The following is a 20,261-nucleotide window of genomic DNA, read 5'->3' as shown; positions in this document are numbered from 1 at the left end:
GTGAGCCCACCTATCTTGTAAGTGGGGGAGTTCGGAGTCGAAAGAGCGACTGATGAGATACACATCGATCGTATGATTTCAGCACCATCCCATATCTAATTCAACAAGAACGCGTTCGAGTGAACTCCCCAAATTACGAAAAACGAAGCGCCTATCCAGCGTGGTTCAGTAATTGGCAGTGATTAATGGCATCGTTCAGCGTGAAACTCGTCGGAGACGATGGCTATGGTCGACTCGGGGAACTTGACGTTCCTCACGGCCCTGTCGAAACACCTGTTCTCTTTCCTGTCGTCAACCTGATCGGCGGTACTACGGAGAAATCCGGAGGCGTGTGGCGTCGGATGCGGGACAAGCTCATTTCGAAGGATCACCTTCAAGGAATAATGTTTCAGGCGATGAGTTTCACCGACTATGGCGTCTCTCCAGACAACCTAAACGACTTCTGGCGAACTGAAACGTTTCACGAACGCTTTGAGGATCTGAACGCACCCATCTTCATCGACTCGGGAGGATTCAAGCTGATGAATTCGAACACGTTTGGTGACGCCCCCGAGAAAGGTGGCGTCCCCAACGAATGGGGACTCTATACCGATCCGAAGAGTATCCTCGGTCTGCAGCTCGATTTCGGGGCGGACATCGTCGCAACGTTGGACTACCCCATTCCGCCGAACCTTCGAGATGACGAGACTGTCGAACGGATGAACAAGAGCATCGACAGTGCTGTCGAATGTCTCCGCATTCTCGATGACCCGTCACTCCTAGAGGAGAATTTCGATATTAACAGCCGTGCCGCTGATCGGCTTCGGGCACAAAAAGCCGCTGGCGAAGAGCCGGGAGTCTATATCGCCCTTCACGGCCATGACTACGAGACAATCAACTGGTATGTCGGGAATTTCCTTGATCGCGTTGAAGAAGTCAATATCGAAAGTTCATTCGAAGGATTCGCTATCGGCTCGCTAGTTCCATTACGAAGCAGTATCGACGTTCTTGTGGATATTGTCCAAGGAGCGAAAGACGCAATCCCAGAGGCACACTCCGACGAAATCGGCCTCCACGTCTTCGGTGTCGGAGGGAAACAGGTCGGTCTGCTCTCTCTTCTCGGTGTCGACTCGTTCGATTGTTCAACGCATATGCAGACTGCACGATACAAGAAGTACACTCACCCGGAGACGTGGTCACACTACAAGCTCGAAGAACTTGAGGAACATCTCCGGCCGGATGGGAGCTTTCCCTGTGACCTCCCCGAGTGTACGCTGTGCGGTGACGACGGCATTGACTATGAAACCCTACTAGAAGAACTGAATACTGATCTCAGCTACGACGAACGCCAAGAGCGCAAAGAGAACGGAGAGCCAATCAAGAGCGACTACTACGCGCTATTGGCTCGTCACAATTTCGAGCTTTACAATGAAGAACTCAGACACGTCCGTGAAGCGATTCAGGATGGGCGACTTCTGGACTACGTCATCGACTTCGCACGCGACCACGACGATATCAAGAAGGGTCTCAAAGAGGCCCAACTACGCGACAAGAGACTCCGCCAAGATATCGAGGCACGGGAAGCGTACGATCTTCTCCCAGGCTCAACTCTCACCAGCGATCAGGCGAAGCTATCCCAGTGGGACGCCGGTGTCGACGAATCGACTAACAACCGACGGATCTCACTCAAGTATAGCCCAAACGATTTCAATATCTTCACTCGTTCTCACGAGCCGCCAGCGGACAAAGATGTTCTCCTGTTGATCCCGTGTAGTCAAAAGAAACCATACTCGGAATCCCGCACACACTCCGTCCTGTTCGATAAGCTGGGCGACCGAACGAGCCGAATTCATAAGCTAACCGTCTCGGGCATGTACGGACCTGTCCCAAAAGAATTCGAGCGAGAACAGCCGGTCTTGGAATATGACTACGTTCTCGCGAAGGAGGACAATGATCAGATCACACTTGTGACCGATCGCGTACTCCGCTATCTGGAGGAGTACGGTGATCAATTCGACGAAATCGTCGCCTACGTGACGAGCAAGACCTACCGACAGGTCGTTGAAGACGCCTTTGATGCGTACGGTCAGGGAACCGTCCTCCCGCGGGATCCGCAGGCGCTCCAGCTCACCGAGTACTTCCGTAACAGCAATATCCAAGAGTTACTCGACCATCTTGACGAGCGGACAGTCCCCTCCCGTGACAGCAAGTAGCTCTCGCCCCGATTACTTCGGCGAGTTCAATCGTCAGCAGGTGGCGCGGATTTCGTTTGAAGTAAATCCTCCACCTGGATGACTTCGATGAAGTGGCTGTCCCCGTTCTGATATCGAATCCCACCGTTGTCGAGCTGGATCGAGACTTCCCCGCCGAAATAGCCGTTCCGTTCGTACTCCTGCAGTTCCGCGGGATCGCCCTGATTCCAACACACGGCAACCTCCGTGTTTTCGAGCGGAACTTCGTCTTCGAAGAGACCTGTGAGGTTTGGGTGAACTGCCGCGTTCCGGAGCGCTCCATCTTGTCGGATGATCGCATGCACATCCGCCTCGGGATCGAAGTCTTCGACAGTCAGGGATAGAGAGCCGCTCTGATTGCTTGCTCGTTCGAGTCCAAGTAACACCTCAGCTTTGTTACTCGGCTGAAATCCGTCCGATTCGATCCGTTCACGCCGGTCTTTGAGCGACGAGCGTTGACTAGCTGACCGTCGTCGGTGTTCCCCCTCTTTTCGAATTTGCAGGTACTCTTTGAACCACGGATCCTGTGTCACCTTCGAAAGATAGTATTCGACCTCTTGCTCGAGGGCTTGGTACACAGGACTGGCCTTGTTTCGAATCGTTTCCCGGTTCGCGGAGAGTTCGATATCTTGGCAGTTGGCGACGAAAAAGAAGTGGATGAACTCGTTGTCGTGAGAGATTGCTTCGTTCAGGCGTTCGACCTTGATATGATCCTTCGCGAACCAGATTCCGAACTGCGCCGAATGGCGGCCGTAGGTCGGTAATTCATTCCGAGTATCCTTCCCGCCAACCATCCCTACAATTTGGAGCGTCGTCTGGCCGTTCTCGTATTCGATGTCGATTTCCCGCGCAGGATAGTGTTTGCACATCCGTTTAGCGGGGTACTCGTTGTTGCCTGGCTCAAGTTGTTCGTCGGGAAATTCCAGCCTGTTCGTCGTGGTTAGCTCGTCGCAGGTATTGTCAATCTCGTCGTCAAGATTGACCGTAATCTCCATCTCACGCTGATCGTCTCCGAAGTAATGGGCGGTCGATCCAGCGATGGTTTTCCACTTCAGATAATGGTGGATCTTGTTGTACGTGAGTTCCTCGGCGTCGAATCCGTGGCCGGAGCGGAAGTTGGTGATTTTGATCTTGGTTCCGGGATTCCCGCGGCGAACCGATTCAGCCGTCATCTCGTACTCGGGGAGTTCTTTCCGATTGAGCTTCCGCCACGGATCGTCCATTACCGCCCGATAGCTCGTTCCATCATGGACCGTGGTGACTTCAATCCGATCGCTTTTGTAGAAGATTTTCGTTCCGTGGCCTTTGTATCCGATCGAGTCCGTCTTCCGCGAATTCCCGAGATCGAAAAACGACTCTATATCGCGCTCGTTCATCCCGTGACCATCGTCTTCGATTACGATGTCGGAGCCGTTGGGACGACTGCGTATCGTGATATCGACTTCAGTCGCTCCTGCGTCGTATGCGTTAGACAGCGATTCGCGGAGAACTTCGAGGGGATCTTCGAAGTCGCTCGCGATTTCCAGAAATTCGTTGACCTCGTTGACCTTGGGTGACTTTTTCATTAGAAATATCCTCCGAGAGACTGATTGACTACTTGATGGGCGAATCGCCGCATCGTCTTATCTCTACTGAACGTCTTCTCGAAGTATTCGACTAAGGCCTTCGTTCCGTCCTGTCGAATCCGTTGTCGAATTTCCGCTAATTCCCGCTTTTGGATGATCAGGTTATGCATCGCGACTGGCCCGAGAATGTCCTTCTGATACTTGGCGTCTCCCTTCATTCGCTGTACGAGCAAGTCGGACTGGCAAACCGGACAGTCACACTCACTGAAATCCACTTCATCTATCGATATGGTTTCCATCAACGATTGCTGGTACTTCCTGTTGATGGCATTGTGAAGGTGAGTGCTCGAGTCAAATGTATCTGCCCCGAGACCGGCCAGCAGAGGGATTGCCCGGCTGGAGATTCCGAGAACATGTAGCGGCCAATCTTCCATCCCCCACTCGACCATCACCTCGCGACAGTCGGTGACGGCTTGGATCAGCGCACCACGGTCGTCTTTCTTGGGTACGAGGCTTCCAAGGGCGATCCCGTCAAAACCTTCCCGGAGAACACCGGCAGGAACGCGATCAGTAATGACGTCGAGGAACTCGTCCATCATCGAGTAATTGTACCCGTGCAGGGTGAGATACTGTGCGCCGTCAAAATCCCGAGTGAGTGTGAGGAATTTGTGGATGTTCGCCGCCGTCTTTTCGGCCTTTTCGACACGATCTTGGTGGGTGTCGTCAGGGGCGATTGGGTGATCAAGGTTGACGATGATATCGCTACCTAGCGCCTGTTGAATCTCGTACACCGCTTCTTGATTCATTTCCACCTCGAAGTCGCTTCCGTCTATCTCCGCATTATTCAAGAATTTGAAACCACCCGAATCCGTGAAGAGGAGACCATCGAACGGCTCGAAAAGATCACGCTCTTTGATCGGTGCGGCAAGGTAATCTTCGTAGCGCTCGCGTGAGATATTGTAATCGGTGAGTGAAGAGACGGACATCATCGTCGCGTCGAAATACTCTGAGAGGGGGCCGATACCGACCCGATCTGCACCAATCATCAGCTCCTTTATTGTTCGGTGTACACCACCACCGTAGACGCTCCGTTCCATCCCCCCGGCGTAGAAGTTGATAACTGGAAATAGATTCGGGGTGGAAAGTTGCGTGTCCTTGACGAATAGTTCTCCAGTTCGAGCATCTCCCGCTCTTTCCTTCACTTCGAAGCGGAATGTGCCCGTAGAACGTGCCTTCGCCATCAACAGCCACCTGCCGCTTCGGCTGTCTGAAATACAGCTTCTACTTCGCCTCGTACAACACGCTTGAGAATATGGCCCTTGACACCAATCCCTTCTCCTTCGATATAGTGTATGTCGGCGTCTACTGACGAGTCAACACCTTCGATTGCCCGCCGGTAAACGCTCCCAACATTGATAATGACGCGATCGTAGTCGCCGGTGATCCTTTCACGAAGATCTTCTCGTACTTTGGGAGCGAGTTCCGCTGCACGGTCGGCATCCATTCTTCGATCGTACCACGTGATCTCAGCATCGGGGTCGATAATCCCGTGTTCAGCAGAGAGAATACACACGTCGACCCGGTCGTCGAACGCATCCTCTCTCATCGCTTTCTTGATAATTTTGAAGAAGTATCCAGTGTACAGATTCAGCGCCGACATGGCCTCCTCCGGCTGATTTTTCGATTTAGAACACCCTTGCACCAGCAACATCGACATACCCTGCCGTTGAGACCACACCGGCTTGAAGCTTTCCCAAGTCATGCCGCCGCAGGCGAGTGAAGCCGCAACTACCTCCATCTTATATTTCGGTGCCGATGAGAGAATCCAGCGCTATCTCCGTCACTCGAGAGGTCCAGTCTCGTCAGAGAGAATTGGCATCGGAATTGTCGATTTATATCGGAGAGCCTCTCCCCGTGACTTAGAATCATGATAAATATTCACACGTACGAGATCAGAGTTGATACTAATCGACCGGTACGTGGACGCCTTCCCGAAAGCTGTTGGACCCACCGGTGACGATACTTCTTCGGAGAATCGAGACACCTCCGGCGGATTCGAAGCCGCCATCGGTGCGGTTGTACTCGAGATTTCTCGGCCAAGTCGAACGTGATGACTACGAACACTACCCTGTCAAAGAGATGGCCGAAGGGGCCTCCCGCTCCTCGATTCCTCCGACACCGCCGAGTCATGGATAGTTGCCGGTGCGTTGAACATCACGATGGAGCACACATTCACAAGATTCTGCGATCCTGCGCTCGAGGCAGCAATTAAGGGAAAATAGCAGATATGAGGAGACAATCACCCGACAAGATTGTACCATGTACAGTAGAGTAATGGTTCGGAATCGACCAGGAGGCATCTCTCCGGATTGCTCACTATATCCAATACGAATCACACATTGATGAGTTGGTTCGAAATAAGTCCGATCCACGTACCAATCTTGGAAGACCTCTCTCGACATCTAAATGTCACTTCTCGCCCCGTGGTAGGCTCAACTTATATGATATGCCGTGCCAGTAGAGGAAACAGAGGCACAGTGAACGAGTTACATCGAATGTGTTGGGCTCCGTAGTTACCGATGGAAAGCCCGAATACCCCTCCAGATGAGAAGCCCGATCCGGACACCCTGCTCTCTCAAGCGAAAGGATCGATTGACCTCCAGATGTTTACTGGCGAGAGGTCGGGCCTATTCTCCAAGGCCTATCTCGCGGACAGTTCCGTTTACGAGAGGCTGGACGACCACGAGACGATTCATTTCCTTCTCGTAAGTCGGTCGAACGGAGTCGCGATTACGTCGAAGGAATCGAACCAATCTCATAGACTATCCCCCAGCGGGAGCTACCGTGCTCTAGTAGCAATTACGAATCGTCGTATCTTCTTCCTCATTGGTGATGATGAGGGTGATACGTTTCTCGAAGTTGATATCAATGACATCTCCGGTGTAGAACTACAGAGCGGGTTTTTAACGACAACCATCACTTTCGAAACTTCCTCAAAACAGTACGAATTCGGCGTCAAGAAACGGGAGTCGTCAGATCCTGGAGGTGCCGTTGAGTACGTTCGGGAACAATTCGTCCCAGTTACGAACGACAAAGGGACGGACCCCAGTGAGGAAACGCGGTCCGGGCAGCCACTGTCTCCTCCTCCCGACACCAACGGCCGCCAATCGGAAAGTACGGAGGCGACGGCCTCTAGAATGAGTTCCGCGAGCGGGGATGATTCCAGCGGAGACGAGCCACAGAGTGGACCGGAGGCCGTTTTCGTCAGAGATTCGGAGCAACTCGCTGAGGACATCCGTGAAACAGCACGACACGCGGCTTGGACAATCGATGATGTAGATACCAGTGAGGACGCCCCCACCGATGCAATCCCACGGTTAGAGACTGCAAAAGAGGAACTCCGACGCATCGCTGACGAACCAGGAATTCGGGCATCACAGGTGGAGAACGCTATCGACCGCCTTGATAGAGCGCTGAGCGAACTTGATCAGGGAGACACTGATCCGGAAGAAAAAACGTCGACTGACCAATTTTCTTCCTCAGCTGCCGATGCTGACGATAGTCAGTCAGAGAGTTCCAAGAGGACCGTCTCTGAGACGAGGCCTGAGAATACGAGTGATTCCGGCGCAGATGAGCCACAGAGTGGACCGGAAACCGTCTTTGTCGGGGATTCGGAACAACTCTCCGAGAACACCCGCAAGACGACACGACACGCAGCTTGGACGATAAACGATGTCGATACCGGTGAGGACGATCTCGCCGACGCAACCTCACGGTTAGAGACGGCGAAAGAGGAGCTCCAATGCATCGCCGACGAGCCAGGTATTCGAACATCACAGGTCGAGGATGTAGTCACTCGTGTCAACGGGAAGCTGAGCAAACTCAAACAGATCACCACCGCTTATGCCGAGGCAAAGCGGTATCTATCTCTTGCAGACAATGGAATGCATATTCCACAAGAGACGCTAGACGATGTTCAGTCGTCCATTGATAATGCGTTGACGGCCGCGAATGAGCTAGAACGCTCGACGGCTCGTCTCAAAGAGTATCAAGCAGAGATTTCAACCGCCTCGGATTCGGAGAGACCACAGAGACGAAACTATCAATATCAGACCGACAACTCATCATCAGAGACCCAGCGAGAGCGTTCAGACGGGGCTCGTTCCTCATTCCCCGAGAATGAACCGGAAAAAACACAGAAGAAATCGCCTTCCCCCAGTCGCTCGGAACTCATCAGCGATCTCCAAAGAATCCGGAACCGTCTCGAAAAGGCTCCAGATCCAGTACACGTTCGAAAATTCTCTAACTACTCCGAATCGGCGTTCGAACACGAATTTGGAACGTATGAGGAGGCGATAGCAATTGCCTTCGATGATGTGAAAAAAGAAGCAACACGTGAGAGGGGAACTGAGCAGGATGCAGGTACATCTGGGACAAACTCCGAGACTCCCGAGGATAGTTCCTCACCTGACGTTTCTGATCCGACACGCGAAGACGTCCTCGCCGAATTAGAGCGGGTCTCAGAGGAATTAGGGAAGCGTCCATCTACGAGTGACTACCACAAGCACTCAACGTACAGCACCTCGGACGTGTACCAATTTTTCGATTCGTGGGACAGCGCGATTGACGCCGCATCCATCGAAACGATTTCTCGCCAAGAGCTTCTTGAGGATCTCCGAAGAGTACGAGAGGAGTGTGGATTCGTTCCTCTCACGATACAAATTGACAAGCACGGAGAATTCTCTCAATACGAGTACCAGAGGGAATTCGGAAGCATCGATGACGCCCTCAGAGAAGCAGGACTTGATCTGAAACAGTCTGTGATCGATTACGTCCAACAGGCCAAGGATTCTGCCGATGGACGGCCAAACATGTCTTATTTTGCGTCTGTTGCACCCTATTCGTCAGGAGTAATATACAAGTTCTTCGAAAGTTGGGATGACGCGCTCGCTGCCGCTAACTCTGCAGGAGACGACACCAAATCAGACCCAGGTACCACAACGGAACCACCGACAATCGGTCAGAACGAGCTATCCGAGAGGTACGAGGTTCTCCGGAACCTCCGATCATTGTGTCAATCTGTAATTAATATGCATGACGAATCCTCTGATGAAACGACCAGTCGGCAGAGGGACCCGATGGAGAAGTGGCTCGATGCTATCGAAAAGAGATGGTCCGGTGAATCGATTGAGGTAGACAACTACGGTGCTCAGCAAAAAGACCGAAACCCGTTTTCGATGCGCGAGTACCGCCAAGAATTCGGCAATGGAGATCGTGTGACGGAGTTCAGCTGCATCTCCACTTGCCCTCCTATCCCAACCCTCCAGACGTTTCTCGGTCGGTTCCTTATAGCCGATCTCGACACTTTCTATCTCCCTGTCGATGCGAAGACGAACGCCACCTTTCCCGTGATCGTCGAAACTGAAGATGAACTGGAACGGGCAATCGGTATGTTAGAACGTCTTCCGTTAGAGCCACCGGCAGCGGGTGACGATCAGGAAGATGAAAGCGAGGATAACGGGGACGATGAAGAGGATGACCAAGAATCAACGACGAATCCACCATCGGACGACTTGCTTGACGTAGGTGGAGTCACGGAGCAGATTTCCACTACCTTGCAACAGGAGGGCTTCGAGTCGCGGGACGACCTTCGGAGCGCGTCCGTGGATCAACTAACGTCTCTTGACGGTATCAGCGACCAAATCGCCATGCGTATCAAACTCGATGTCGGCGAATAGCCCACGTACTATAAATGAGCTGGCTGACAGTCAACGAACATCGCACCTGAACTACTGATGCACTCCCCACAACGAACCCTCGAAGCTGCGGTCGACAGAGCGTCGGAGATTACTTGGTGGAATCGACAGATGACGCGGCTTAACCATGTGGTCGATGACGAAGCCGCTACCTCGTTCGTCCAGAACGAAATCGTGGAGCAGAAGGGGCCGTACGTCGAATTTGTCGATGCACCGAAGTTCTACGAGCAACCTGCTGCCGACTTTCTGGCTGATCTCGGGTACCGCGACGAACTAGTCGAGGCGATCGTTGACGAACTATTCGACGGAAACGAAACTGGATCATTATACGAGCATCAGGCACAGACAATTGAGGCCATTTCAGCCGATTCGGATGACAACATCCTCGCCGTCCCAACGGCGACAGGGAAGACAGAGGCGTTCTTTTTCCCGATTTTGAATCATTGTCTCTCTACCGAAGAGTCGGGTCTGAAGTCACTTATTGTGTATCCGATGAAAACGCTCGGTGTCGATCAACTCAACCGGTTCATTTCGTATCTTGACCGAATTAATCGGTATCGAGAACCCGAAGACCGAATCACAATCGGAATCTGGGACTCCGACACACCGACTCGTATCGGTACCAGAGAGCACGAGATCGAGGAGGGTTCCTATATTCGGGGCCTTGAGTGTCCACGAGAGGAAGGCGAGAAGCTACGCATACTCGGGGATATGACAGTCGGTACCGACGATAATCGGTATTCGTGGATCAGAGTAACGCGGGACGCCATTCGGAACGGTGCTGATATCCTCCTCACGAACCCCGAAGCTTTGGACCACATGTTCGTGAGTAACAATTCGGAGACTCGCGAAATCCTTGGCGAAAATCCAGCACAACATCCCGTCGAGCACATCGTTTTCGACGAAGCGCACGTCTGGAGCGGCATTTCTGGAGCGTCAATTCGTCTTCTCTCCGAACGACTCAAGGAGTTTTACGGTGATCGCGATCCACAGATTTCGATGGTTTCGGCAACGGTCGATAATCCGACCGAACTCGCTCACAAACTCACCGGTACGCCGGAATCCGACATCAATTCAATCGGATTCACACCCCGCGAATTTCCGGTTAACGGGCGTCCTCGGTTTAACCGATTCACAGCTACGGATGTAACTGGCCTTGCGGCTGTTATCGCGCTCGCACGAGTGGGTGGGGTCACGGTTTCGGATCTGAGAGAGCAAGAACTGGAAGACGCATTCGAAACAGCAAGCGAGGTTGGGCTCGTCGAAGTGGAATCAAGTGGAGAGATAGTGCTCTCGGTTGACGCTGAGTGGATTCGAGCACCCATCCGAAGTGAAACGCAGACGCTCATTTCGGAAGGCGAGTTCGAATCACCGCGTGCGGTAGCCGAATCACCCCGAGGCCATGACCGGCTCTCCGAAGCAATCCTAGATGCCGGTGGACTATACAGCGAGTGGTTCGACTTCGTCGTCGACTCGGTTCCTGAGGTTGCCGAATTCGCGCAGTGGTTCAACGAAGGAACGACAGGGGAAGTCGGATTCAAGCACTACGACGAACTTCTCACACAACTCTCCGAGACGGGTGTCGAAAATCCAGAAGGAGTTCTGGGTACGGTGATGGCTTTCGGTCGACTTGCTGGGATGATCACGGAGAAATATCACGTCTTCCTCAAGCCGCCACACAGAGCGTATCTGTGCGAGGCGTGCAGTGAAGTCACCCGAGATAAACGGTGTATTTCCTGTAACACGGAGAACCTCGAACTCCAGTTTTGCAAGCGGTGTCACTACCCCTACGTGGAAGTGAAGGTCAGTGGTGATGAGGACACATTCCGCCCGTTCGATCACGCTGAGTCCGTCGACTCCTGTCCCGGTTGTGAACAGTGGCCTAACCTCTCTGACATCGGGGTACCCACTTCGAGTTTGCTGTCGTACATGCTAACGGAGATATGCCGTACTTCTCCATCGAAGAAGACGCTCGTCTTCTCGGATTCACATAGCGCCGCAGAGTCGGTTGGTGACCGGATCATCGGAACAGAGTACGGCCTGATGGCCCAGACACTCTACATCGAAGAGCTGATCGACAGCGGTGGCTCGCGTGACAATTACGAACTGTTCCGAACTGTGGCGGATCGTCTTCGAGAGGAGTACTGGGAGCCACTGATTCAGAACGAAATCGACGAAGACGGCACGGCCTACAACTTCCTTCGAACGCTCCTTGACGATATTGAGGGCCACGCGATGCTACACAACGCCACCGGTCTCCTTGACAGTGCCCTCGTCACGGCCGCTCCGGTTTCGGAGTTCGACGACCCCAGAGAGATCGTCATCGCACACGAGACGTACAAGCTGTTTGCAACGGATCCGGGCGTTGGATTCAGTAAAAACAATATCAGTATCGAGGGGCTGTCGCTCCCGAAAATCATCAACCGTGTTGCGAAGCGATCCGGATATGACCGCGGTGATGTCGGGTCAGTCGTACCGAAAGTTTTGCAACGGCTACTGAATCAATCGATCGTCGTCGAGCAGTCTTGGGAGGAGGTCAGACAGACGGTAGCGAACGCGTCGATCAGCGACGAAAAGAAACAAGCAACGTTCGACTACCTCGAACGCGTCCGTGACGAATATGCCGACGCTGTCGACTCCGAATCGGATGCAGAAAGTGGCATCCTCACACGTGTACTTCGTCGAGACGATTCCAATCTGACGTTGCTTGAACGGACAGCCTTCTGTACGGATTGTTACCGTTCCTATCCTGTTCCTGAAGACGATGCGATCGATACGTGTCCCAACTGTGGACATCCACTCGAAACCCATCGTCGATTCACGAGAGAAGACGACGGATCACTCGCCGTTGATCCGGGATACGCACAAGCTGACTCTGGATGGCCTTATGCGATCGACCACTGGGCCCACGATATTACGACTCCGATCAGGAATGGGAACTCTCCCGAGTTCATTTCCGTGGGAATTCATAAAGGGAATATTCCCCACACCCTTCGTGGTGCTATTGAAGAAGGATTCCGTAAGGACGACCCCGACGTGAACATTGTTAGTTCAACTCCGACGATGGAACTCGGTGTCGACATCGGTACGCTGGATACTGTCTCACAAGTGGGTATTCCGCCGACACTAACGAATTACGTCCAGCGTAGTGGTCGAACCGGACGAACACGTGGAAGTTCCTCGCTGGTGCTAACCGCGATTCGAGGAGAGCATCCCGTTGACGGCCATTATTACGGAAATCTCGAAACGTTCCTCAACGAGTTCGAACCAGTTCGAGTTCCTGATCCGTACGAATTCGACGAAATCCTCACCGGCCACGTCGTTACGGAAACCTTTGCATATCTGGCTCGAAATCCCCACCCATCAAATATATTCGAGCGGATGTACCAACTCACCGAAATCAATCAGAACCTCGGGGCGTTCGTGAACGGAGTGGAGGAAAATTTGGGAATTCTCGTCGATTTCCTCCTCGACGAGCGTCGCGATGCCTTGGAGCGCCACATCGAGTCTGTCTTCGGTCAGCCCGGTGTGGACGCGTTCGAGCAAGCGTTCGTGGAAGATGGGCCACTGTCGGTGTCGAACCGCGTCGAAAAGACATTCTCTCGCATCACCGCCCTGTCGGGATCTGCGGAGACGAACAAGGCGTTCACCGAGAACAACAACCGACTCGACCAGTGGCTCTCTCGACTCGGCTATCTGGCGAACTATCGAAGTTTCGGACAGCAATTCCCCGTGAAATTTCAGGGGCACAGTGAGGGTATCGAATTCGAAGCATCCGGCCGACTCTACGATATGTATCCTGGCCCGGAAAACGACCTTGGTTCCGTCATCACCCTCCACGGGACGGACTACATCGTCGACGATGTCCACGGATCGTCGACACCGCTGGCGACGGTCATGGTCTGTGTCAACGAAGACTGCGACCGCCCATTCGAAAGCTACTCTCATGACGCCGCGCAGTGCCCCCACTGTGACGAAAGTCTCGAAGAGACGAACGTTCACGGTGTGAGTTCAGTTGAGTGTAAGCCTGCGAAAGGGGGGCAGCGGATGTACAACACCCACGGACTTATGGCGACGTCAATTACGTCCGAGAATTCAGCAAGACCCCAGAACACGTCCTCACGCTCCGTATTCGGTCTCAGTTGCGATGCGAGCTACGGCGAACTCGAGATAACCGACTTCATCTTCGCCTTCGAACGTCGCCATTCGGCCAGTCCCGACAAAGAAGTTCTACGCTCCGAAGCACTAATCGAACAAGATTCCACGACCGAGGACAGCGGACGTTCGTGGCAGGAGCGGCTGGAAGATGCGGATACCGAGGAGTACGCTCCTGTGGGACAACAGTATCACACTCAGGGAATCACTCTCCGGTTCGATTTTGACGATGTTCGAAACCGCTTCGATCGATTGACCCACGAGACGGCCTCGTGGCCACAGGCGCTGGTCAGCTTGGAGCAGGCGCTGGATAAGGCGATTGCTGTCGTGGCGCAGTGTGATCGCTCCGACTTCCGTGTGAAGGCGAATAAGGAGGAAACAGAGGTGGTTGTCCGTATTGTCGACAGTCGGCAGGGAGGTAACGGAATCGCCTGGCAAGTCTGGAACGCTATAGACGATATCGAATCTCGTGTCGCCGAGATTGCGGCCTGTGACCGATGTGACGACTACTGTGACGAGTGCCTCCTACTTTCGCGAACGCCCGCGTACTATCTCGAAAACGACCTCCTAGACAACCGGACACTTGGAGAGATTATCGGAGCTGAGTCCCACTGATGGACGAACCGGCGACCTTCAAACGGCTACGCAACGCCGACGTCGCAGTTATTCACGACGATGTCGACGAGACGTACTGGTGGCTCCTCAGGTCGCTTCCGGCCATTCACTATCTTGGCTTCGAGACGTTCACCTATCCGACGTCTTGGCGCACCCTCAATACGGGTGGACAGTTCCAGTCGTATTCACAGCAGTACGACTACCTCGAGTACGAATACAAGGTTCTCGGCCAAATCGAAGAGGAAGCGTTCGATGACGATCTTGTCGTCATCTCTAACGAGTATTACGAGTCGGAGACACAATACTCGGTCGATCACCTAGTTAGCCGGTACTCGTCCGTTCCGGAAACGCTTCTCATCGTTACTGATTCCAAGCGATTCACTCCTCGGGGAGGACAACGCCCGCTATATCAAGAACAGTTCGTCGAGGCTGTCGGTTCCTACCAACGCCTGTACAACGGATTCGAGTCGATATACGAGAACGCTGGTTGGGGATTCCCGCTCTTGGATACGATGAACATCTTCCTCCACGACAACGCGAATATCTACGCATTCGTGACCGGCCAATCAATCGAGACGACCGAGGAGTTATTCGACGTACTCCCGGACGCGCCGTATCTGCCCCTCTATAGTGTATTCGGCCAGATATTCGGACGCGAAGATGAATTTGGAACCGTCCCCCTGAGCGAAGATGATGTGGAGGGCTTGGAACGCTGGCTACGGAGACGTGTCGAGTGGGATCGCAAAACAGCTCGCGATATCGCGCAGTCGCTCAATAGGGCTGTCGGGGAAGAGGGGAAAACGTTCGATCCCTCGTACGTTCCCCGGAGTCCCAAAGTTCATGAAGCGCGGCAAGAGGCGAAAAGTATCAACCCCGATGAGTCCTCAATTCATAAGCGATACCGTTCCTGGTTGGAAGAGGAGTTCCTATGAGTAGTGAAGGTTACATTCTCAACACAGTTCAGACTCCGGGACCCCTCCTCCCGATCTATCGTTCCGTCGACGATGGGAACTGTACGAAGGACGCGATCAAGACGGATACCGGCATCGACTCTGGATTAGACGCCGCTCTCGGCGGACTACGTCTTCTCCGGATGATTGGCAAGGAAGAGGGAGAGTACTACACGAAGCCATTCCAGTGGGACGTCGGCAACGACGAGCTGAATTTCAAACTCACGGCACTTCACGGTCTCGCACAGGAATGTCAACCTGGATCGTGGGGGAAACAAGCCGTCGTACTACTGAACTACAGCTACCTACTGCGAAACGACATCCAGTTCTTCGAAAACAACGAAGAGAGGCTCTACACCGATATCGACGAATGGTTCAACGAACTCGGGTATCTACCGCAGTCTCAACAGGGGCGCATCGAACACAACGACAACAAGTTCGCGAACTGGACACGGCTCGTTCACTTCCTCGGGTTGGTACACAAGGTTCGAGGACGCGAACACACCGTCTATCCAGATCCGGAGTTGGTGCGAACCTCACTAGAATTGGCTACCCACGACCGCGGTATCGACGTCGATGGTGGCCCAGGAATCGAAGTAGAAGAGTATCTCCGATGGCTCCGAGAGCACCTCCTGTACGTCGAATCGACATCTGACGGGAACATCCCCGAAGGACTCGCCAGAATTCTGTTCGAACTCGTCCGCGACGGCGAAATCGAGGTCGTCGAGTACGGTGACGCCGGGGCCGTTGGACTCGGAGGCGTGCCACCGTACGACGGAATTGATAGCCAAGCGAACACGATCACCCTGATCTGATATGAGTACGGAACAACCAGACCTCTACTGTCCGCACTTCCAGAATGTCGACGAAAAGACACTCAGACAGCTGTTCTCGAAGGTCGCAGCAGTCCGGTCCGATAACCGCGAACTCTTCGAATTCACTCATCGGCCGATCAAAGTATTCCGCTCTCCGCAGGGAACCCAATCCGAAGAGGAAATCGTCGGCGAAGAAGAGGTATATCGTGAATTTTCCGACGAGCGACCTGGGAATTTCACCGTCGTCATAGAAGGTGAAGTCGGGACCGGGAAATCCGAACTCTGTGCCTATTTAGCTCACCGACTGAGAGACGACGGTCGACCGATCCTCCACGTCGACAAAGACGATGATCTGATGACGCTGCTTTCCGAACGAATTCCGGAGTTCTACGAGGATCACTTCGACGAGTCACTTCCCGGAGCTTCAAATTTCCAGCAACTCAGAGACGATCTCGAACAGAACGGAAGTGTCGTCGCGAACAACGCAACGTCCGGTGCAATCCTAAACCTGACTGCTCGAGGATACTCCGTTGAAGTTCAGGATAAAGAGGAAAAAATTCGCGAGTTCGTTAAGGATCAGCTTTCTCTTCTCGTTGAAAAAGGGGAGTACGCGAAAGAGATCAAGTTCGTGACGGAGCAAGCGTACCAACGGAACGAATTCCTCCAGATCATTGAAGACGATATCCCCGACGAAGAAGCGGTCTCCGCGTTCAACGCAGAGCTGTGGAGAGTGATCCGCGAACGCTACCAGACCGCGTCCCTCGATGACGTTCTAGAGCGTGTCGGTCAGAAATTCACGGATACACGCCCGGTAATTATCTTTGAGGATTTCGCAATTACAGCGATGGAGGGAGAGCGGTTGCGTAACTACATGGAGCGCGACAAGGCAAGCGATAACTGGGACTTCGTTGTCGCAGGTACGCGAGATTCGACGGGAGTTCTTCACACCCAAACTGCCGAGGATCGCTTCGAATTCTACCGCACGAACCGACAGAATTCCAATAGTGTTCTGTTTCTCGACGAGGAGTCAGCAGTTGACTTCATCCGCCCGTATCTTGGCTACTTCAAATCCTTCGACGGAAGTGTCTCGTACGACCGAAGTGGCGAGGGTCTTGAGTTAGCGCTTGAGCCAGCGCCAGAGAACTCTATCTGTGGAGAGTGTGAATTCTGTGATGAGTCGTTCCGCGATCTCTTCCCGTTCAACGAAGCGTTTCTCCGTCGTGTCTACGCCGGCCTCCGTGAGGATGAGCAGTCCCCACGTGAATACGTGATGGCAGTTTTCGACATCCTTCGTGACTACTATGACGGATACGTGGATTCTCCATCCGATGCGGATCGGCTATCGACGTTACGAAACTCGGTCGACCCGGCGACCGAAATTTATGAACAAGCCGAATCGCTCGCGAAATTGGCTCGATGGTATGGTAAGCAAACGACAGACGGAATCAAGGTAGACACACGTTTCATCGAAGCGTTCGGCTTCGTAGAGTTGGTTTCGAGTATCAACCACGTGGACCAAGCTTCGGGGTATACGATCATTCCGACAGAAATTGCTTCAACCGGGCCTGAACCGGATCCGGAGCCTGAACCAGAGCCTGAACCACAACCCAAACCGAAATCGAAAGCGGAGCGGTTGATCGATGAACATCGTCCGAACGTACAGCCTTGGCAGAAGAACCCTGCAGATTTCTCGGAGATTAGTCGATACATCCGTTCTGGCCTCAGAGATGCGATCGAGCGTCTGACGAACGGATACCAGTTGTTCGGCGATATAACTCTCAGATATAATCTAAGTAGCCAGAAAGATCCATTCGTCTTCGAATCCCTTCAGCGAGCCCCAGAGGGAGATCAAATCGTCCTCGATCCTGAAGAATTCCGACTTTCAGATTTGAAGAATCTCTTGAAGTTTGGCATCTATCGGGAAGAAGACAAATCGAATGCAGATTTCGAGGGATTGTTCCGGAGTCTTGGAACACAGCTCACGGGGTACGCCAAGCACTGGCGAAAGAAAATCAAGGAGAATGAACTCCACTCCCGACAGCGCTTGTTCAAACAGTCGGCTAACTACGACTTCGCGGATTTCGTTCTGGCAGGATATGCGCGCATCGTTATGCTCGACTCTCCATTCGAGGAGTTGAGCGCACAAACTCTGAGTCGACGCTTCTCTCAGAGTGGCTCGTATACTCTTGATTCGGGGATCAGAACGGATCTCAAAGAGGAACTGGGCGATCAGTTCTCACACGTTCGTGATTTCCTCGAATACGGAGAGTACTTCGAGGAGATGGTCGGTGCGCTCTTTGGCGCGAATGCCAATACGCTGGATCTTGCAAGGATTCGAGAGCGTCTCCACAAAAATCCACCCTACGAAGTGCTGTCAGGGCTGGGTCGGCAATACATCCAGCAAATTTCCCCACGGGTTCGGTTCGATACCGACAACAAAATTCGGGACATGGCTGACCAAGCCTACGACGTACAAGCCGCCCTCGATAACCTCGGAGACGAGTATCGGTCGGATACGATCACCGTCTTCACGGATGAACTCTCGTCAGTCTCTCTATCGAATATTGAGGATATCGTCGATACCCTGAATACCTACGACAGTGCCGATTCGGAGATGATCGAATCCGTGAGCAAATTCGTAGCGTTGGATCAAACGGCAATCGACGACGCTGTCGAAGCAGCGGAGACAGCATCCCGGCTCATTCACAGATCGAACGATGAACAAATCCAAGCCATACTCATCAGTATGAAACTCACGGCGACCGACGCGTATCAGCGCTACAACGATATTACAATCGTCGGTGGAGGATCGAGCGGTGACTTCGCTGAACACTTCCTGAGTGTGGGTGAGTACTATGTCGACTGAGTCAGAACCGCTTCAGGATCGGCTAAAGAAGGTTCAAGAAGAGCATCGTCGACGATACCTGTCCGACGAACTCGACGAAATTGCGGAGGTGATGGAAGAGACTATTCTCCAGCGGACGCTTGCGAAGGCGTTCTTTCAGGAGGAAATCGAGATAGATACGACCGCCAAAGAGCGCGTTCAAGAGGTTCTTCGCTTGCTTAAGCAGAACGATTACGATACAGTCGAAGAACGTCTTTCCAACCTCAGAGATGATGTCGATGCAGCCGAACAGACGGTGGAGAACCGTATTCAGGAACTCCGGTTGAAGCATAATTCGACCGTTACTGCGATGCGGCGTCTGAACGACCGCGTTGACCGTGTCAGTGGGATGCGTCTACAGGCTCTTGAGGGACTTCTCGATGACTGGCGATGGAAAGAACACGTCTACCTTGACGGGAATAACGAGCTTGCCGAACTGAAGGAGAATGCCCGAGAGTATGGTGAAGAGATGCGAACTGCGTTTGAGGATCTGAAAGAGGAGTTATTCGGATCGTATCCGGAAGAGATTCGGGGGCTCATCTACCGTATGATCGATGACGAGCGACTCTCGTATTCCGATCTCTCGGAGAATCAACGCCAACTGCTTGCCGAATCCGATATCGAAGACTATATCGAACTCACACTTTCGTAGGACAATCACACAACCACTATTGGCATTTCCGGTGCTAAATCAAAATAGTAGGGCAACTAATTCTACTGTCACAAATACTTGGGCTAGATTTGGATACGTATGTTTCTCTTCCCTGATTCGGTCGAAATTACGCATTATACGCCCGCTAAATCAACCTTTGGAGAGAGGCTTCTGGATCGTAATCAAAAGTAGAGTTCTAGGTAGTCAAGACTAACTGAAATTTTCTGAATTACAGTTGTTCTGATGATAGACTATGAATGAGGCAGGCGTCGAAGGCAAGTGCTTTGATGACGACGAACGCGAGTACGCCCACCGCCAAACCTAGTACGACTAGGTCTCCGATTGGGATTACTGAGGAAGCGATGCTGTCAACGTTGATTGCAACTATTCCTGTCATAATTTGGTCAATATAGGTTTTGTTTCGGCCGTTTGATTCCCCTCTAGCCTGCCATTGTCCGGATTTGAACCGGTTCTCCGGCCGCATTGGCCTACATTGACCACCTACCCTGCTTACCCAGTAAATAAAACTTAGAACCCTACAATATTCAATGTGTTGGATTATAGAATTAGTATGAGATGTCGGATATTTCTCTACGTTCGCAAGTTCTGTGAGAGGACAGTCTAGCGAGTTCAATGTGAGAGAAACGCAATACGATTCC

General features: G+C 52.7%; 10 protein-coding genes. 7 read left to right on the top strand and 3 right to left on the bottom strand.

From position 1 onward, the window contains the following. Positions 1–185: 185 nt before the first annotated feature. Complete coding sequence (locus NO878_RS07375) at positions 186–2,192, top strand: DUF5591 domain-containing protein (RefSeq protein ID WP_256405313.1); 2,007 nt, start codon at positions 186–188, stop codon at positions 2,190–2,192. 26 nt (positions 2,193–2,218) lie between these two features. Here the strand turns inward: NO878_RS07375 and NO878_RS07370 are convergent, their stop codons facing one another. The 3 genes from NO878_RS07370 to NO878_RS07360 are packed head-to-tail and all read right to left on the bottom strand — an operon-like array spanning position 2,219 to position 5,492. After that, positions 2,219–3,775, bottom strand: a complete 1,557-nt coding sequence (locus tag NO878_RS07370; RefSeq protein ID WP_256405312.1) for an ATP-binding protein — start codon at positions 3,773–3,775, stop codon at positions 2,219–2,221. Continuing rightward, complete coding sequence (locus NO878_RS07365) at positions 3,775–5,016, bottom strand: tRNA-guanine transglycosylase (RefSeq protein WP_256405311.1); 1,242 nt, start codon at positions 5,014–5,016, stop codon at positions 3,775–3,777. The genes NO878_RS07370 and NO878_RS07365 overlap by 1 nt, the downstream gene beginning before the upstream one ends. Further along, positions 5,016–5,492: a DUF6884 domain-containing protein gene (locus NO878_RS07360; protein ID WP_256405310.1), complete on the bottom strand. Its 477-nt coding sequence runs from the start codon at positions 5,490–5,492 to the stop codon at positions 5,016–5,018. Before NO878_RS07360 ends, NO878_RS07365 begins: the two co-directional genes overlap by 1 nt. A gap of 862 nt (positions 5,493–6,354) precedes the next feature. Here NO878_RS07360 and NO878_RS07355 point away from each other — a divergent pair. The 6 genes from NO878_RS07355 (at position 6,355) to NO878_RS07330 (ending at position 19,602) form a co-directional block, all read left to right on the top strand. Then, positions 6,355–9,513 carry a homing endonuclease associated repeat-containing protein gene (locus NO878_RS07355; protein ID WP_256405309.1) on the top strand — a complete coding sequence of 1,053 codons (3,159 nt, stop codon included), beginning with the start codon at positions 6,355–6,357 and terminating at the stop codon, positions 9,511–9,513. Between the two features lie 147 nt (positions 9,514–9,660). Further along, positions 9,661–14,301 carry a DEAD/DEAH box helicase gene (locus NO878_RS07350; RefSeq protein ID WP_256405308.1) on the top strand — a complete coding sequence of 1,547 codons (4,641 nt, stop codon included), beginning with the start codon at positions 9,661–9,663 and terminating at the stop codon, positions 14,299–14,301. Beyond that, the gene (locus NO878_RS07345; protein WP_256405307.1) at positions 14,301–15,233 is read left to right on the top strand and encodes a hypothetical protein; all 933 of its coding nucleotides are present in this window, start codon (positions 14,301–14,303) and stop codon (positions 15,231–15,233) included. Before NO878_RS07350 ends, NO878_RS07345 begins: the two co-directional genes overlap by 1 nt. Beyond that, positions 15,230–16,066: a hypothetical protein gene (locus NO878_RS07340; RefSeq protein WP_256405306.1), complete on the top strand. Its 837-nt coding sequence runs from the start codon at positions 15,230–15,232 to the stop codon at positions 16,064–16,066. Before NO878_RS07345 ends, NO878_RS07340 begins: the two co-directional genes overlap by 4 nt. A gap of 1 nt (position 16,067) precedes the next feature. Beyond that, positions 16,068–18,932: a P-loop NTPase family protein gene (locus NO878_RS07335; RefSeq protein ID WP_256405305.1), complete on the top strand. Its 2,865-nt coding sequence runs from the start codon at positions 16,068–16,070 to the stop codon at positions 18,930–18,932. Further along, the gene (locus NO878_RS07330; RefSeq protein WP_256405304.1) at positions 18,922–19,602 is read left to right on the top strand and encodes a hypothetical protein; all 681 of its coding nucleotides are present in this window, start codon (positions 18,922–18,924) and stop codon (positions 19,600–19,602) included. Before NO878_RS07335 ends, NO878_RS07330 begins: the two co-directional genes overlap by 11 nt. Positions 19,603–20,261 lie beyond the last annotated feature (659 nt).

Source organism: Haloplanus ruber, from assembly GCF_024494725.1.
Taxonomy (GTDB): domain Archaea; phylum Halobacteriota; class Halobacteria; order Halobacteriales; family Haloferacaceae; genus Haloplanus; species Haloplanus ruber.
Note: the sequence above shows the minus strand (reverse complement) of the source record. Positions and strands in the feature narration are given on the sequence as shown.

What these genes read in the sequence shown, in the direction of transcription:
- NO878_RS07370 (WP_256405312.1), bottom strand. Translation starts at nt 3,775, where the DNA reads ATGAAAAAGTCACCCAAGGTCAACGAGGTCAACGAATTTCTGGAAATC.
- NO878_RS07345 (WP_256405307.1), top strand. Translation starts at nt 14,301, where the DNA reads ATGGACGAACCGGCGACCTTCAAACGGCTACGCAACGCCGACGTCGCA.
- NO878_RS07355 (WP_256405309.1), top strand. Translation starts at nt 6,355, where the DNA reads ATGGAAAGCCCGAATACCCCTCCAGATGAGAAGCCCGATCCGGACACC.
- NO878_RS07360 (WP_256405310.1), bottom strand. Translation starts at nt 5,492, where the DNA reads ATGTCGATGTTGCTGGTGCAAGGGTGTTCTAAATCGAAAAATCAGCCG.
- NO878_RS07340 (WP_256405306.1), top strand. Translation starts at nt 15,230, where the DNA reads ATGAGTAGTGAAGGTTACATTCTCAACACAGTTCAGACTCCGGGACCC.
- NO878_RS07365 (WP_256405311.1), bottom strand. Translation starts at nt 5,016, where the DNA reads ATGGCGAAGGCACGTTCTACGGGCACATTCCGCTTCGAAGTGAAGGAA.
- NO878_RS07375 (WP_256405313.1), top strand. Translation starts at nt 186, where the DNA reads ATGGCATCGTTCAGCGTGAAACTCGTCGGAGACGATGGCTATGGTCGA.
- NO878_RS07330 (WP_256405304.1), top strand. Translation starts at nt 18,922, where the DNA reads ATGTCGACTGAGTCAGAACCGCTTCAGGATCGGCTAAAGAAGGTTCAA.
- NO878_RS07335 (WP_256405305.1), top strand. Translation starts at nt 16,068, where the DNA reads ATGAGTACGGAACAACCAGACCTCTACTGTCCGCACTTCCAGAATGTC.